Annotated in this window: 17 protein-coding genes; 7 read left to right on the plus strand and 10 right to left on the minus strand. The window is 64.9% G+C overall.

Features of this window, described 5'->3' with window-relative positions; all coding sequences use genetic code 11:
• Positions 1-20: 20 nt before the first annotated feature.
• Genes DFR67_RS14805 through DFR67_RS14820 form a run of 4 tightly spaced genes read right to left on the minus strand, consistent with a single transcriptional unit; the run spans position 21 to position 4,039 of the window.
• Positions 21-515, minus strand: coding sequence for a hypothetical protein (locus DFR67_RS14805; RefSeq protein ID WP_110470271.1), 495 nt, complete (start codon positions 513-515; stop codon positions 21-23).
• 5 nt (positions 516-520) lie between these two features.
• Positions 521-1,429 carry an HpcH/HpaI aldolase/citrate lyase family protein gene (locus DFR67_RS14810; RefSeq protein WP_110470272.1) on the minus strand — a complete coding sequence of 303 codons (909 nt, stop codon included), beginning with the start codon at positions 1,427-1,429 and terminating at the stop codon, positions 521-523.
• Between the two features lie 5 nt (positions 1,430-1,434).
• The gene (locus DFR67_RS14815) at positions 1,435-2,619 is read right to left on the minus strand and encodes a CaiB/BaiF CoA transferase family protein (protein ID WP_110470273.1); all 1,185 of its coding nucleotides are present in this window, start codon (positions 2,617-2,619) and stop codon (positions 1,435-1,437) included.
• Positions 2,620-2,656: 37 nt separating this feature from the next.
• Complete coding sequence (locus DFR67_RS14820; protein WP_211325059.1) at positions 2,657-4,039, minus strand: LLM class flavin-dependent oxidoreductase; 1,383 nt, start codon at positions 4,037-4,039, stop codon at positions 2,657-2,659.
• Between the two features lie 262 nt (positions 4,040-4,301).
• Between DFR67_RS14820 and DFR67_RS14825 the strand changes: the two genes are divergently transcribed.
• Positions 4,302-5,006 (plus strand): GntR family transcriptional regulator, encoded by a 705-nt coding sequence (locus tag DFR67_RS14825; RefSeq protein WP_245937960.1) that lies wholly within the window; start codon positions 4,302-4,304, stop codon positions 5,004-5,006.
• A 31-nt stretch (positions 5,007-5,037) separates the two neighbouring features.
• Here DFR67_RS14825 and DFR67_RS14830 read toward each other — a convergent pair whose 3' ends face one another.
• The 3 genes from DFR67_RS14830 to DFR67_RS14840 are packed head-to-tail and all read right to left on the minus strand — an operon-like array spanning position 5,038 to position 6,788.
• Positions 5,038-5,538, minus strand: a complete 501-nt coding sequence (locus tag DFR67_RS14830; protein WP_245937961.1) for a flavin reductase family protein — start codon at positions 5,536-5,538, stop codon at positions 5,038-5,040.
• A 51-nt stretch (positions 5,539-5,589) separates the two neighbouring features.
• Entirely contained in the window at positions 5,590-6,555 is a 966-nt protein-coding gene (locus DFR67_RS14835; protein ID WP_281268340.1) for an HpcH/HpaI aldolase/citrate lyase family protein, read from the minus strand.
• Positions 6,552-6,788: a hypothetical protein gene (locus tag DFR67_RS14840; RefSeq protein WP_110470276.1), complete on the minus strand. Its 237-nt coding sequence runs from the start codon at positions 6,786-6,788 to the stop codon at positions 6,552-6,554. Before DFR67_RS14840 ends, DFR67_RS14835 begins: the two co-directional genes overlap by 4 nt.
• Before the next feature lie 292 nt (positions 6,789-7,080).
• Between DFR67_RS14840 and DFR67_RS14845 the strand changes: the two genes are divergently transcribed.
• From DFR67_RS14845 to DFR67_RS14865, 5 genes are read left to right on the plus strand one after another with little or no spacing between them, the layout of a single operon-like run.
• Positions 7,081-7,320: a hypothetical protein gene (locus DFR67_RS14845; protein ID WP_110470277.1), complete on the plus strand. Its 240-nt coding sequence runs from the start codon at positions 7,081-7,083 to the stop codon at positions 7,318-7,320.
• On the plus strand, positions 7,317-8,258 hold the full coding sequence (locus DFR67_RS14850) for an ABC transporter ATP-binding protein (protein ID WP_110470412.1): 942 nt from the start codon (positions 7,317-7,319) through the stop codon (positions 8,256-8,258). The genes DFR67_RS14845 and DFR67_RS14850 overlap by 4 nt, the downstream gene beginning before the upstream one ends.
• A 5-nt stretch (positions 8,259-8,263) precedes the next feature.
• Complete coding sequence (locus DFR67_RS14855) at positions 8,264-9,079, plus strand: ABC transporter permease (protein ID WP_342766735.1); 816 nt, start codon at positions 8,264-8,266, stop codon at positions 9,077-9,079.
• Positions 9,019-10,260 carry a sensor histidine kinase gene (locus DFR67_RS14860; protein ID WP_110470413.1) on the plus strand — a complete coding sequence of 414 codons (1,242 nt, stop codon included), beginning with the start codon at positions 9,019-9,021 and terminating at the stop codon, positions 10,258-10,260. Before DFR67_RS14855 ends, DFR67_RS14860 begins: the two co-directional genes overlap by 61 nt.
• On the plus strand, positions 10,235-10,855 hold the full coding sequence (locus tag DFR67_RS14865) for a response regulator transcription factor (protein WP_110470279.1): 621 nt from the start codon (positions 10,235-10,237) through the stop codon (positions 10,853-10,855). The genes DFR67_RS14860 and DFR67_RS14865 overlap by 26 nt, the downstream gene beginning before the upstream one ends.
• Positions 10,856-10,872: 17 nt before the next feature.
• Here the strand turns inward: DFR67_RS14865 and DFR67_RS14870 are convergent, their stop codons facing one another.
• On the minus strand, positions 10,873-11,277 hold the full coding sequence (locus tag DFR67_RS14870; protein ID WP_110470280.1) for a hypothetical protein: 405 nt from the start codon (positions 11,275-11,277) through the stop codon (positions 10,873-10,875).
• 176 nt (positions 11,278-11,453) lie between these two features.
• Between DFR67_RS14870 and DFR67_RS14875 the strand changes: the two genes are divergently transcribed.
• Positions 11,454-12,725, plus strand: a complete 1,272-nt coding sequence (locus DFR67_RS14875) for a sensor domain-containing phosphodiesterase (protein WP_146240445.1) — start codon at positions 11,454-11,456, stop codon at positions 12,723-12,725.
• An 11-nt stretch (positions 12,726-12,736) separates the two neighbouring features.
• Here DFR67_RS14875 and DFR67_RS14880 read toward each other — a convergent pair whose 3' ends face one another.
• Both DFR67_RS14880 and DFR67_RS14885 read right to left on the minus strand, forming a co-directional pair.
• Complete coding sequence (locus DFR67_RS14880; protein ID WP_110470282.1) at positions 12,737-12,928, minus strand: ferredoxin; 192 nt, start codon at positions 12,926-12,928, stop codon at positions 12,737-12,739.
• 10 nt (positions 12,929-12,938) lie between these two features.
• Complete coding sequence (locus DFR67_RS14885) at positions 12,939-14,351, minus strand: cytochrome P450 (protein ID WP_110470414.1); 1,413 nt, start codon at positions 14,349-14,351, stop codon at positions 12,939-12,941.
• Between the last annotated feature and the right edge of the window lie 127 nt (positions 14,352-14,478).

The raw sequence follows: 14,478 nt of genomic DNA on the forward strand, positions 1-14,478 counted from the left end.
GGCGAAAGCCTAGCAGAATCTTATTCTCTCAACAGAGAGCCGTACTCTCGCACCGTTCCGACAGATCCCGCGCTGAGTACGTCGCGCAGCCGCAGCAACTCCGAGCAACTCGGTGACGTCAGCGGGAACAGTACGACACCGTCGGCGATGTGAAGAGCGTGGATGTCTGCGATGAGTCCGAGAAGGCCATCCACGGTTCCAACGTAGTGAGCCCCCTGACGCCGCGGGATCGCCGACTCCGAGAGGCTCCGCCGCGCAGCCGCGCCGCAAGAGCTGACGACTACGTCCAGATCGAGCAGCAGTGGCCCCAAAGCCGCCGAGCGGCCGTCCCGCAGGCGGGCCGATCGCACCTGCGCATCTCCGAGATCCACTGCCTGGATTCGACTTTCGGCTGCAGGTAGCTGCGCGTCCGCCTCGCCGACCAACCAGGTGTACGACGATGGAGGCCCGAGACCGGACGGGTCCGGCCGGTGAGCGAGGCACACCAGCGGACCAATCCGATCGAGAAGTCTCATGGCAACTACTCGGCCGGAACCTGGGCGAGTACTGCCTCCGCGAGCTTCACATGCGCTGCGTCGACGAGTTGACCGTCGACACTGGTGGCACCGAGACCACGCGACTCGGCGTCACGATAGGCCTCGATGTTGCGCCGGGCGCGGGTGATCTCCTCCTCGGTCGGCGAGTAGACCCGGTTGGCGATGTCGATCTGTGCCGGATGGATGGCCCACTTGCCGTTGAACCCCAAAGCGGCTGCGTTACCGGCGTCTTCGGCGTAACCCTCGGTATCCTTGAAATCCGGATAAGGGGCATCGATGGCGAGGATTCCGGCGATGCGGGCGGCGGTGAGGACCTGCATCCGCGCGTAGTGCCAAAAATCGCCGGGATAGCCGCCACGGGGTTTGAAGTTGGTGTCCACTCGTGCACGCTGCGACACCGACAGATCACCGGCCCCGAAGATCAGCGCATCGAGCCGCGGGCTGGCCGTTGCGATCTCCTCGGCATGGGCGACACCGGCAACATCCTCGATCAGCACTTCGAGGCGAATCTGTTTGGTCAGACCGAGATTCGTCTCGAGCTGGGTCAGCAACACATCGACCCACCACACATCGCGCCCGGAGGTCACCTTGGGCACGATGATCGTGTCGAGATTCTCGCGAGCACCGGTGACGATCTCGATGATGTCGCCGTGAGCCCACTTGGTCCCGATGTCGTTGACGCGTACGGCCCGGGCGGTCGAGCCCCAGTCGTAGTCGTTCAGGGCGTGCACGGCTTTTCCGCGGGCCTCTTCCCGGAATGCGGGTGCCACAGCATCTTCCAGGTCGAGGAACACCAGGTCGGCATTCGAGGCAGCGGCCTTCGCGAACATACGGTCGTTGGTTGCCGGCGTTGCCAGCTCAGATCGTCGAAGGAGGGGGCGGGTGGAGTTCATGGTCCTCAGATGACCTTTCGGGTGCGGAGGTCGCCGATGTGCGAGTCGTCGAGACCAAGGACCTCGGCGAGCACTTCGTTGGTGTGTTGACCGAGCTTGGGTCCGAGTGTGTCGACGATGCCGGCGCTACCGGAGAATCGCGGAACCGGCGCCTGTACCAGCATGCTCTCGAGTTCGTCGTCGTCGATACGGACGAACACCTGACGGGCCTGCATCTGGTCGTCGTCGATGAGGTCGGAGATGTCGTACACCGGTGCCGCGGCGATCTCCTGTTCCTCGAAGACGCGCATGGCCTCCTCCAGCGTCTGCTGCAGAATCCATTCCGCCACCACCGCGTCGACTTCCTCGGCGCGCCCCAGCCGACGCTGCGGATCAGAGAAATCGGGATGCTCGGCAAGATCGTCACGACCGATGGCGCGGAAGACCCGGAGCGCGATGGTGGGCGCACTGCCCGACATCGCGAGCCACTTGTCGTCCTTGGTCCGGTAGGTGTTCCGTGGCGCGGAGATGTTCCAGCGGTTACCCGCGCGATGCGGGACCTTCCCCGTCTGGTCGTAGGTCAGCAGAGATTGCTCCAGCAAACGCGCCAGCGGGTCAACGAGGTTGATGTCGATGAGTTGGCCGTCACTGCCGTGGACATCGCGGTGATAGAGCGCCATCATGATCGCGTACGCCGCGTTGAGCGACGCCACTCCATCGGCGAGCATGAACGCGGGCAGCGTCGGCGGTCCGTCGGCTTCGCCCGTGGTGTGGGCGAATCCGCTCATCGCCTCGCCGAGGGTGCCGAAGCCGGGCCGCGAGGACTTGGGGCCACTCAGACCGAATCCGGTGACGTGGAGCATGACCAGCTTCGGATTCTCGGCAGAGAGGGCCGCATAATCCAATCCCCACTTGGTGAGGGTGTGCGGCCGTGTATTGGCGATGACGACGTCGCACTTGGCCGCCAACTCACGAACGAGCGACTGTCCCTCTTCCTTTCGGAGGTCGATCGTGACGGAACGCTTGTTGCGTCCGACGCTCTTCCACATCAGACCGACGCCGTCCTTTTGAACGCCCCAGCCTCGGATGGCGTCCCCACCTTGGGGCTGTTCGACCTTGATCACATCGGCACCGAACTCCCCCAGGTAGGTCGCCGCCAGTGGCGCAGCCGCCAGTGAAGCCATGTCGAGCACCCTGATACCGGCCAGCATCTCACTTCTGGGGCCCGGTGCAGCAGTGGGTCGAACGTCAGACACGCGCGCTCTCCTGGTCGGTTGCGAAGGAGTTCGCCGGTTGTTCGAGGCCGAGGTTCTCGCGCAGGGTGGGTCCGGCGTATTCGGTCCGGGTCAGACCCCGCTGCTGCAGCTCGGGTACGACCATGCGCACGAAGTCCTCGAATGCACCCGGGAAATGCGTTGCCGCGATCACGAATCCGTCGCAGGAGCGAGCTTGGAACCAGTCATCCATCTGGTCAGCGATCTGCGCGGCCGTACCGACGAACCGCGGGCCCTGCAGCAGGGTCGCGCGATGGTTGGCGAGTACCCGCAGTGTGAGCTCGACGTCGGCGCCGACGTGCTTCTTGACGCCCTGCACCAGACCGCGAATGCCCGAGATCGAGTTGATCAGCTCGTCGGTCACCACATCGTCCAACGAATAACCTGCGAAGTCGAAGTTGGTGACCTCCGACAGCAGGGTCAGCGACGCCATCGGATGTACCAGTTCGTTGAGGAAGATCGCTTCCTTGCTCCGTGCGATCTCCTCGGTTTCGCCGACGATCACGTACACCATCGGCAGGAGCCGAACCTTGTCCGCGTCGCGGCCGATCTCGGTGGCCAGAGCCTTCTGCTGGGTGTACTGGTCGGTGGCAACGGCCTGACTCGGCGCGCCGGTGAAGATGAGGTCGGCCCATTTCGCTGCGAACTCACGGCCACGGCCAGAGCTGCCTGCCTGGATGATGACCGGGCGCCCCTGCGGGGTTCGGGGAACCGTCAACGGGCCACGCACGCTGAAGAACTCGCCCTTGTGGTTGATCTCGTGGACCTTCTCGGGATCGGCGAAGTGCCCGCTCTCCTGGTCACCGACGATGGCGTCCTCTTCCCACGAATCCCACAGACGGCTGACCACGTCGATGAACTCCTCGGCGCGGTCGTAGCGACGGTCGTGCTCGGTGTGGCTGTCCACGCTGAAGTTGCGGGCCTCGGCATCGTTCACCGAGGTGACGACATTCCACGCCGCCCGGCCACCGCTGAGGTGGTCGAGTGTGGCGAAGGTCCGAGCGACGTGGAACGGCTCGTAGTAGGTGGTCGAGTACGTCGCGCCGAGACCGAGGTTCTCCGTGGCGGCCGCGGCAGCGCCCAGGATGGCGGTCAGATCGAGCTTGATCGGCCGGGCACCGTAGCGAACGGCGTCGTCGGCCGAGTCGCCGTAGATCGACGGCATCGCGAGCCGGTCGTCGAAGAACATCAGATCGAATCGTCCTTCTTCCAGGACCCGGGCGATGCGCTGGTAGTACTTCAGGTCGAGGTAGTCCCGAGCCGAGTTCTTGTACCTCCACGAGCCGGCATACACCGAGACGTTCGACGCCTGCATGAATGCCACCAGGGTCATCTGGTCAGTTCTACGAGTCGTCATGTGGTTCATCCTCACCTCAGCGCCTCGTTTGCGAGGCGCACTGAAATATCAATGGTTTATTGATATATTGAACTTAGAAGGATCCGCCGTCAAGCGGTGCAACGATTCGCCCCGCATCCGGTCGCATTCGAACGGACGAGTTACCCGACCCGAGCCCGGGGTCCATATCCTGGCCACAGGGCAGCGGCGGCGCGAACGGCCGGAACCCCTGCGCGGGCGAACCAGACGTCACGTGCGCGAGACGTAGAAGAGGATGTGTACGGTGAGCGACAGCGATCACGGCCCCTGGGTCGTCGGTGAGGTCAGAGAAGGTGGCGCGGGTCGGCGAACCGAGCGCGAACGCGTCGGGAACGTACTTCGCGACCGAATTCTCTCGGGCCTGCTCACGGCCGGTGATCGAATTGATCTCGACTCGTACGCAACGGAATTCGGTACGAGCCGGACGCCCGTCCGCGAGGCCTGCCTCACCTTGGCACAAGAGGGACTCGTCAAGGTCGCCCAGCGCAGCGGGGTCACCGTCATCGGGGTCTCGGCAGAGACGACGATGGAGAACTTCACCATCATGGCCGCCTTGTCGGGCGTGGCAGCGCAGTGGGCGGCCGAGAAGATCGGCCCCCGAGACCTTCTCCGCATCCGGGAACTCAACCGCGAAATTCACGTCGCAGTCCAGACCGGAGACGATATAGCCACCTTGAACTGGCTCTTTCACCGCGAGATCAACAAGGCCTGCGGATCGCCCCGGCTGCAGGCGATGCTCGGGGATGCAGGCCGGATGATCCCGCGGCGTTTCTTCGAACTGTTCCCGGAGCATGTGCCGTGTTCGCTGGACGACCACGACGCCTTGGTCACCGCCCTGGCCAACCGAGACGGCGCCGCGGCTCGGCGAGTCAGCGAAGATCACTTCCGCGGGCCCGCCGAGCTTCTCAGCGCCCACATTCTCCGGCAGGGTCCCACCGGCTCGCGCTGAAATCCGACACGGTCGCCGGCGCACAGCGCAATCACTCCACGCGCGAACCCTCACCGAGCGCATGCCACGTCCGGTCGTGGTAAACCAATGGAGCACTTGAGCATTCATCTGCCACATCCTTGATCTCTAGTGCTTCGACCGCGATGACCGTCGAACTTCCCGCGTCCATCTGAGAGACCACCTTGCCGCGGATCCACGTACGCGCCGCCGGGAAATGGGGCTCCCCGGTGGGCAGCCTCGACCAGATGGAACTGTCGGCAAAGCGGTCGATGCCGCTGGTGGCACCCAACTTGGCTATCTGCAGTTCATCGACGCTGAGCAGGTGGACCACCACTGTCTCGGCGGCGCGGATGGTCGCCGTACTCGAGGATTGGTGCGACACCGAGAACATCAGCAGCGGCGGGTCGACACTCACCGACGACACCGAGGTCGCCGTCAGGGCGACGGGCCCCGCGCCGGCGTCGGCGGTGATCACCGAGACGCCGCCGGGGTGCCCACGGAAAGCGGCCTTGAACAGATCTGCGGATGCCATATGCATATATTAGTCCACAACTGATATATCAAACAAGGTCTGTGGTCGGTCTTACTCGGAATCGGGCGCGACCCATCGATCCTGTCGGTTCATACCCGCCGCACGACCCTTCGCCGAGATCACCAGAGCCATCTTGCGAGACGCCTCATCGATCATCTCGTCGCCCAGCATCGCCGCACCGCGCGCTCCGCCCGTTTCGGATGTACACCACGCATACGCGTCGAGAATGTTCTCCGCGTGGTCGAAGTCGTTCTGGCGAGGACTGAATATCTCGTTGAGGTCGTCGATCTGGGTCGGATGAAGAGCCCATTTGCCGTCGAATCCGAGAGCCGCAGCCCGACCCGCAACACGCTTGAAGCCGTCGAGATCCTTGATCGCGAGGTACGGGCCGTCGACGGCCTGCAAATCGTGCGCGCGCGCCGCCATGAGAATGCTCATCAGGATGTGGTGATAGGCGTCGCCGACGTCATAGCCGGGCGGTTGCTCGCCCACCACAAGCGATTTCATCTGTATCGACGCCATGAAGTCGGCCGGCCCGAAGATCAAGGTCTCGACGCGGGGGCTTGCGCCTGCGATCGCATCGAGGGCCAAGAGCCCCTTCGCGTTTTCGATCTGGATCTCGAACCCGATCCGGCCGACCTCGAGTCCTTCTGCCTTCTCGATCTGGGTGACGAGTAGGTCGAGCGCTTGAACCTGCGCCGCGTCTTGAGTTTTCGGGAGCATGAGGCAGTCGAGGTTCGCACCGGCGCCACCGACGACGTCGACGACATCCCGATATGTCCACTCGGTGGTCCAGTCATTGATCCGGACCGTGCGTACCCGGTCCCCGAATCCGCCTTCGTTGAGCGACTTCACGATGTTCTCGCGGCCGGCCGGTTTCGCGGCAGGGGCGCAGGCGTCCTCGAGATCGAGGAACAGCGCATCGGACTTCAGCGCCCGCGCTTTGTCGATCATCTTCAGACTCGAGCCGGGCACCGCCAGGGTCGAGCGGCGGGGACGAGGAGAACTCTTGGTCACCGGGTTTCTCCCGATTCGTCCTCCGGGGTACCCAGGATCTCTGCCCCGGGGGTGGCGGGAGCCAACACATCTTCATCGGGTGAGCCCGAACCGTCGGTTGCGGCCGGGCCATCCGGCGATCCCAGGTTCTCCGCGCCCGGCGTCGCCGGCGCAAGCACACCATCGGCAGCCTCGGTCGACTCGGGTTGGCGCTGTTCTTCGTTGGATGACCGCTGTTGTTCGTTGGATGACATCCTCAGCCTCTCTTGACGCTCGATTACTTTGGCCACACCTGCCGGCGAGGCGTGGTCCGTGATCTCTTACCGCGTTCTCAAGGAATCGATATTCTCCAAAATGAGAGCGATACTCTCCTATCGTAGCCCGAACCCTCCGGTTTCAACAGGCGGTGCAGGCACGCAGGGGCAGAACGGCCCCGAGCCCCGGGCAACCGATGACTTTTGTCATGGACCTTCAGTGCAACAGCCAGGCGTTATCGATGATTGCGCGCACTACTGCCGGCGGCTGGACTCGACCAGGGTTGTTGCCATGACCACAACACAGAACGACTCACCACTGAGCAATCTCATGTCGGACGCAATGCGCTTCGGTCCGGCCCCGACCCGGGGCCGCGAAGTCGCCGTCATCTTGAGCACCTTCGTCCTGGTCGCCATCATCGTGGCCATATTCGCGCCGCCGGTCGTCTTCGTGGCGATCGCCATCGCAGCGACTGTCGTGAACTTCGCGATCCGCTGGGCCATCGGCAGCCGGAAGTGGGGTTCGCGATGAGCAACGCCATCACCGCCCGCGGTCTCCGCCGGGTCTACGGCCACGGCGACACCGCATTCGAAGCGGTCAGGGGAATCGACCTCGATGTCGCGGAGGGTGAGGTGTTCGCCCTCCTCGGTACCAACGGCGCAGGCAAGACCTCCACGTTCGACCTTCTCGAAGGTCTCGAGGCACCCACCGACGGCGATGTGGAGGTATTCGGTCTGGACCCGCGCAAGGACCGCAAGCTGGTTCGGCCACAGGTCGGCATCATGTTGCAGTCCGGCGGCCTGCCCGCCGAGCTGACCATCGCCGAAACCCTGGAGATGTGGCGCGGCACCTGTAGCAATCCCACGACCGCCGACGCAGTGCTGGCGCAGGTCGATCTGACCGATCGCGCACACGTTCGGGTCGGGTCGCTGTCGGGCGGGGAGAAGCGCCGAGTGGATCTGGCCTGCGCCCTGCTCGGTCAACCGCGACTGTTGTTCCTCGACGAACCGACCACCGGACTCGACCCCGAGAGTCGCCGCGCCACCTGGCATCTGCTCGCCGGCCTCAAGGCCGCCGGGGTGACCATGGTCCTGACCACGCACTACCTCGACGAGGCCGAGACCCTCGCCGACACCATCGCGATCATGCACAAGGGGCAGATCGCGCGCCGCGGATCGCTGCGCGAGATCGTCGACCAGCATCCGGCGCGCATCGTGTTCGATCACCCCGGATTGCCCCTGCCACCGCTGCACGGCGCACAGATCGATGCACAGTCGCGGGTGACCATCTACACCCATGATCTGCAGATGCACCTGTCCGAAGTGCTGGCCTGGGCCGGCGGGCACGGCCTGCACCTGCGCGGGCTCGAAGCCCGCGCAGCCTCACTCGAATCGGTGTTCCTCGACATCGCCGACGACCCCGCCGACGCATCGGCGCCCTCCACCGACATGATCGGAGCATCACGATGACCACCATGAGCCCACCCGCCACCGCCGGAGTCGGCTTCGGCCGACGTCCACTCGCCGCCCTGTCCAAGGCCGAGTACCGACAGTTCCGCCGGAACAAGACCCTCGTCATCATGGGAACGGTGTTTCCCGTCGCGTTGCCGTTGGTGTCGTTCTTTCTGGCACGCAACGACTCGGGGTCCACCGCCGAGGTCGCGACCACCGGACTCGAGATGTTCGCGCTGATGGCGTTCCTCTTCGTGCAGTACTATTCGGTGCTGTCGCTGATCACCACGCGCCGCGGCGAAGGCGTGCTCAAGCGACTGCGCACCGGCGAGGCCTCCGACTGGCAGATCCAGGCCGCGCCCGCAGTACCGAGCGCGCTGCTCACCGTCGTCGGCGGTGTCATCGTCGCCGGGGTGATCTACGGCGCGGGCGCGCCCGCCCCCGTGAACGCCGTGGCACTCGTGATCGGCCTGGTCGCCGGCATCATCGTGTTCTCTCTGCTGGGTCTGGCAACAAGCGCCGTCACCAAGAACGCAGAGGCCGCACAGATCACGTCGATGCCGGTCATGATCCTCGCGTTCGTCGGTCTGACATCGATCCGCGACATCCTGCCCGAGCGGATGGCAGCAGCCGCCGACTGGACCCCGTTCGCAGCACTGTCGGACCTCATCTCCCTCGGTGCCTCGGGCAAGCTCGCCACCGCGGAAGACTCGATCGCCGCGACGGACTTCGCGGGTACCTTCACCGAGATGGGCCAACCGCTTGCGACACTGGGTCTATGGACCGTGCTGGCGCTCGCCCTGATCGCGACAAGCTTCCGGTGGGACGACCGCAGGTGAACAAGGTGATCGCGGTGTCCTCCTGGTGGCATGGGCTGACCGGGCCGGAGAAGTTCCGGCTCTACACCCAACTCACGCTCCAGGGGGCCATTGCCGCGGTCGCTGTCATCGCCGCAGTCACCGCGGTCTCCACCCCCTGGGCGGCGGTCACGATTGCCGTGTCAGGCATCGCGGCCGTCATGGCCATCCAGGCTCAACACGATCTGGCCACCTGGTCCCCCAGAGCTTTTCAGCGCTGGATGTTTCCGGTCGCCACTGGGGTGCTGATCGTCTCGTGGACGCTCTGCGCGATCGTCGCGAACAGAATCCCAACCGAGACCGATGTCGATGCGGCGCGAGCCACAGGCACGTATGCGGCCCTGCTGGCGTCCCTGTCTGTGGTGTCCTTCACCCGGCGAAAGTGGTGGATTTTAATTGTCATCAGCATCGCCACCGGGCTTGTCTTCGGATCGACGCCGGCGTCCGGGCTGCAACTGACGGCGGTCATCTTCTTCGTCGGCGGCTTCATGGTCATCACCACGCTGGCAACGCTGTGGGGATTGCGAATCGTCGATGAACTCGAACGCACCAGGACCGTCGAGGCAAGGCTGCGGGTCGCCGAAGAGCGACTGCGTTTCTCCCGCGACCTCCACGATGTCGTGGGAAGGAGCTTCTCGGCGATCGCGGTGAAGAGCGAGCTCGCGGCGACGCTGGTCCGAGCCTCTGCAGCCGACCGCGCAGCGACCGAGATGGACGAGGTCAAGGCGCTCGCCGTCGAATCGATGGACCAGATGCGCGAACTCGTCCGGGGGTACCGCGGCATCGACCTCGAGGGCGAGGTGGCCGGTGCCCGCTCCCTGCTGAAGGCCGCAGGTTGCGACCTCGCGGTCGAGGGCGACGCGTCGAAGGTACCCGGGCCCTTCCACGAGGTCGCCGCGTGGGCGGTCCGGGAAGGCACCACCAATATCGTCAAGCACTCAGCCGCGACCGCTGCGACTCTCACCCTCGGCAGCGGTGGAATGTCGTTGCGCAACAACGGCGCCCCGGACGCATCGTTGGCGACCGATGAGCGTTCGGGGCTCAAAGGACTCGCCGAGCGACTCTCCGCGGCCGGCGCCCGCCTCGACACCGCTGTCACCGGCGACGGTTTCATACTCGAAATACTATGGGAGAACCATGATTCCAGTCCTACTGGCCGATGACGAAACCCTCATCCGCACAGCCATGGCCGCGCTCCTCGACCTCGAAGACGATCTGGAGGTCGCAGGCCACGTCGACTCCGGCGAAGATCTTCTCACCGCGTGGCGCGCCCGGATCGCGGGCGACGATGCCGTGGCGGTCGCCGTCATCGACCTGCAGATGCCCGGTCTCGACGGCATCGACACCGCCATCGAGATACTGTCTCTCACCCCTGGTGCCGGGATTCTGATCGTCACCAGCCACGGCCGCCCTGGATATCTCAAGCGAGCACTGACGGCGGGGGTACGAGGATTTCTTCCGAAGACGGCGTCGGCGGCGACTCTGGCCGAGGTGATCCGCACCGTCCACAGCGGTGGTCGCCACGTCGACCCACAACTGGCCGCCGAGGCCATCAGTGCGGGCGACACCATACTCACCGCGCGAGAGGCCGACGTCCTGGAGTTCGCCATCGACGGCGCCTCCGTGGACGAGATCGCCACCCGCGCACACCTGTCCCCCGGAACCGCTCGCAATTACCTGTCGTCGGCGATGGCGAAACTCGGCGCGTCCAACCGGTACGAGGCCGCCCTCAAGGCACGTAAGCACGGCTGGATCTGAGGCGGGACCGAGCGAGCTCAGGACTCGCCGTCGTCGAGCACTCCCACCGAGACACCGTAGGGCAGGAATCGGACGCGGCGGCGCACGTCGACGTTGTCCTTGTGTGCCCGCAGGGCGTCGAGTTCGGATGAGAAGACCTGGTCGATGCGTGCCGTCCCGTCGTCGTCGACGGTGTAGATGGCCCACACGCCGTCGCCGGTCTCGCCCGTCGTCTCACGCGTGGGCGCCGGCTGCTTGGTCTGCTGTGCCGCGCTTCGGAACATCGTCTCGCTGAACATCGCTGCCAGCGGGTTGCTGTTTGCCCCCGATTGGCCCATTCCCTTGGCGACCTGGCCGAGCATGTCGCGGAAGCCTTCGCTGGCCTCGCGGGCGATACGGTCGAGATCGTCGGGGTCGAATCCGAACGGTCCGTTGTTGCTCATGGGTGTCTCCTGTCGATGCTGTCGCCTTCCAGTGTGCACCTCTCGGCCAAGTGGCCGCCGGATCGAGCGCACCGATTACCCTTCCTCGCGGCGTGCGCGGGCTATCGTGAGCACCAACACGCCGATGATCGGTCGATCAGTTCATTCGAGAGCCACTTACCGGAAAGCCGGTGCACGTGCGAAATCCCGAGGGCGATCCCGCGCAGGTGTCCCAGGAAGCCCTGGTCGAACGCGTGCTGCGGTCAACGGCATCGGTGCAGGCGGTGCGTCCGCTGTATCAACCCATCGTCGATCTGCGGACCGGGTCGATCGTCGGAGCCGAGGCGCTGGCCCGCTGGCCGCACGCGCCGGGGGTGGACCCATCCCTCGTCATCGAACGGTCCCGGGCGCTCGGCCGCGTGTCCGAGGTGGACCGGGCCTGCCGGAACGCTGCACTCGACACCGTCACCGGCCTGGGCTACCTCGACGACGGGATGACGATCTTCGTCAACGTCGAACCCGACGCACTCATCGAGCGGCCACCGGAATCGGGGAACATCTTCGACACCTCGACCAAAGGTCTCCGGGTGGTGCTGGAGTTGACCGAGCGGGCTCTTCTCGGCGATCCGGCACAGTTGCTGAACGTTGTCGCCGACGCCCGCCGGCGGGGGCTGGGTATCGCACTCGACGACGTCGGACGCAACGCCGATTCACTGACGCTGTTGTCATTGATCGCACCGGACGTGGTGAAACTCGACGGGGCGCTCATCGCCGGTCCCCCCGGCCACGAGCAACTGCACATCATCATGGCCGTGTCCGCCTACGCCGAAGCCACCGGCGCGGTGATCCTTGCCGAGGGCATCGAGACCGAAGCCCACCGGCAGCGTGCCGTCGACATCGGTGCGACCCTCGGGCAGGGATGGCTTCTTGGCAAGCCCGCCGATCTGCCGCCGACGCGGTGGCCACCGGTACCTGCGCCGCGCAGGGTGCATCTCACCGACAAGCCACTGCACATCCCTTCGAAGCCATCCGAGATGCTCGACGCCGATCCACCCCGCACCGCGACCCGCGCCGTCCTGGTTCGCTACTCGCGCTACTTCGAGGACCAGGCACTGGCCTCCGGTGAGCCGTTGACCATTCTCGCCAATTTTCAGCGAGCAGAGCATTTTTCCGCTGCCGACGCGCAGCGATACGGTGAGCTGGCCGCCTCGAACTCACTGGTCGCCGTGGTCGCCGTCGACATGCCGACCGAACCCGCACCCGCCGTCCGGGGCACAGCGATCCCCGGCGATCATCCGCTCGCCCGCGAATGGACGGTGATCGTCTTGGGCAGACACTTCTTCGCGGCATTGATCGCGTCCGATCCGGGACCCGCGGACAAGCCGGACCGCAAGTTCACGTATGCGATCACCCACGATCGCCTGACGGTGGTCGCGGCAGCCCGGGCGTTGTTGCAGCATCTGGGCTGAGCGTTGTGGCTTCAGTCCTCGATCAGCAACGCCGCAACGGGGCAACTGTCGACGGCAAGTCGTACCGCGTTCACCTCTGATTCAGGCGGGTTCTGGGCCAGCACCGACACCTCACCGTCGTCGTCGACCTGGAACACCTCGGGTGCGATCGATTCGCAGATCCCGTGTCCCTCACAGACGTCCCGATCGGCGATCGCCCTCATCGGTTTGTCCTCACTGCGCCGGCCGGTCCGTGGTCCGCCGGCGCAGGGTGATCGGAAGACCGTCTGCGGGCGTCGGCCCGGTGCCCCAGACGAGCGGCATCTCATAGTCGTCGGGAACGCTCCATTCGAAGCGCTGGAGAAGCTGATGCATGGTCGCTTTCACCGTCATGCCACCGAAGTACAGGCCGATGCATTTGTGCGCGCCTCCGCCGAACGGCGCCCATGCGAACCGATGAGACTTGTCCTCCGCCCGCTCCGGCGTGAAACGCTCGGGATCGAACACATCCGGGTCATGCCAGAAGTCGGCAATCCTCATGGTGGCGTAGGGGTTGATCGAGACCAGGGTTCCTTCAGGGACGAAGTGACCCATCACATCGGTGTCTTTCACCGTCTTCCGGAACAGCATGCCGACCGGGGCGTTCATCCGCAGGGCTTCCTTGAATGCCAGGTCGAGACTCGGTAGCGAGTCGAGGTCGCCGTACTCGAGGGTCGGCTTGCCCAGGGCCAACGACTCGGCCCGGAGCCTGTCCTGCCACTGCGGATTCAGTCCGAGGTAGTAGGTGAGCATCGACACCGCGAGCGTGCTCGTATCGTGTGCGGCCATCATCGCGAAGATCATGTGGTTGACGATGTCCTCGTCCGAGAACGTATGTCCCTCATCGCTTTCGCTGTGGCACAGCACGCTGAAGAGATCGTCGCCGTCCCCGGCGCGGCGCGCGGGCAGCTCAGCGCGGAAATACTCCTGCAGAACCCGTCGCCCTTTCAGCCCCTTCGACCACGTGCCACCGGGCATATTGGCTCGGACGATTGCCTGTCCACCTTTGACTGCGTCCTCGAATGCGTGTTCCAGCTTGGACCCCTCGGGGCCCAGTTGTGCGCCGACGAACACCTCCGTCGCGATCGCGAGCAACATCTCCTTGCTGCGGGTGTAGACGGGGAAGCCGGCTTCCGGCTCCCAGGAATCCATGGTCTTGACGATCCGTGACGTCATCATGTCGAGATAGGCGACGAGCCGCGGCCTGGTGAAGGCCTGCTGCAGGATCCGGCGGTGATGCAGGTGCTCGTCGAAGTCCATCAGCATCACTCCGCGACGGAAGAACGGTCCGATCATCGGCTCCCAGCCCTCTTCACTCGAGAAGGCCTTGTCACGGTTGGACCAGACCTGCTGGAGGGCTTCGGGACCGACGAGGTTCACGATCTTCATCCCGAGGACCCCCGACCAGGACACCGGGCCGAACTCTGCGTATCGGTCCCTCGCGACCCGGAGGGGGTCCGCGATACCCGCGAGGGTGTGTCCGATGCCCGGGGCACCGAAGTCACCCATCACCGGCTTGAGATCGGAACCGGCCGGTGGTTGCGCCAGCGCGTGTGGCGAACTCGGATACTTCTCCACGACTGCTGCGGCTGCTGCCTGCAACTTCATCTTCGTTTCCGTCTGCACTGCGTGACCATCCCCATCGTTCCGGGCCGACCAATCGAGCGGCCAATCAGGACTCTACCCACAATGGAACAAACTCCGCATTTCATTCCAATTCCCGAGTCTACCTGTA

Source organism: Williamsia limnetica, assembly GCF_003217475.1.
GTDB lineage: Bacteria > Actinomycetota > Actinomycetes > Mycobacteriales > Mycobacteriaceae > Williamsia > Williamsia limnetica.

What these genes read in the sequence shown, in the direction of transcription:
- DFR67_RS14805 (WP_110470271.1), bottom strand. Translation starts at nt 515, where the DNA reads ATGAGACTTCTCGATCGGATTGGTCCGCTGGTGTGCCTCGCTCACCGG.
- DFR67_RS14810 (WP_110470272.1), bottom strand. Translation starts at nt 1,429, where the DNA reads ATGAACTCCACCCGCCCCCTCCTTCGACGATCTGAGCTGGCAACGCCG.
- DFR67_RS14815 (WP_110470273.1), bottom strand. Translation starts at nt 2,619, where the DNA reads ATGCTGGCCGGTATCAGGGTGCTCGACATGGCTTCACTGGCGGCTGCG.
- DFR67_RS14820 (WP_211325059.1), bottom strand. Translation starts at nt 4,039, where the DNA reads ATGACGACTCGTAGAACTGACCAGATGACCCTGGTGGCATTCATGCAG.
- DFR67_RS14830 (WP_245937961.1), bottom strand. Translation starts at nt 5,538, where the DNA reads ATGGCATCCGCAGATCTGTTCAAGGCCGCTTTCCGTGGGCACCCCGGC.
- DFR67_RS14840 (WP_110470276.1), bottom strand. Translation starts at nt 6,788, where the DNA reads ATGTCATCCAACGAACAACAGCGGTCATCCAACGAAGAACAGCGCCAA.
- DFR67_RS14845 (WP_110470277.1), top strand. Translation starts at nt 7,081, where the DNA reads ATGACCACAACACAGAACGACTCACCACTGAGCAATCTCATGTCGGAC.
- DFR67_RS14850 (WP_110470412.1), top strand. Translation starts at nt 7,317, where the DNA reads ATGAGCAACGCCATCACCGCCCGCGGTCTCCGCCGGGTCTACGGCCAC.
- DFR67_RS14855 (WP_342766735.1), top strand. Translation starts at nt 8,264, where the DNA reads ATGAGCCCACCCGCCACCGCCGGAGTCGGCTTCGGCCGACGTCCACTC.
- DFR67_RS14860 (WP_110470413.1), top strand. Translation starts at nt 9,019, where the DNA reads ATGGACCGTGCTGGCGCTCGCCCTGATCGCGACAAGCTTCCGGTGGGA.
- DFR67_RS14865 (WP_110470279.1), top strand. Translation starts at nt 10,235, where the DNA reads ATGATTCCAGTCCTACTGGCCGATGACGAAACCCTCATCCGCACAGCC.
- DFR67_RS14870 (WP_110470280.1), bottom strand. Translation starts at nt 11,277, where the DNA reads ATGAGCAACAACGGACCGTTCGGATTCGACCCCGACGATCTCGACCGT.
- DFR67_RS14880 (WP_110470282.1), bottom strand. Translation starts at nt 12,928, where the DNA reads ATGAGGGCGATCGCCGATCGGGACGTCTGTGAGGGACACGGGATCTGC.
- DFR67_RS14885 (WP_110470414.1), bottom strand. Translation starts at nt 14,351, where the DNA reads ATGAAGTTGCAGGCAGCAGCCGCAGCAGTCGTGGAGAAGTATCCGAGT.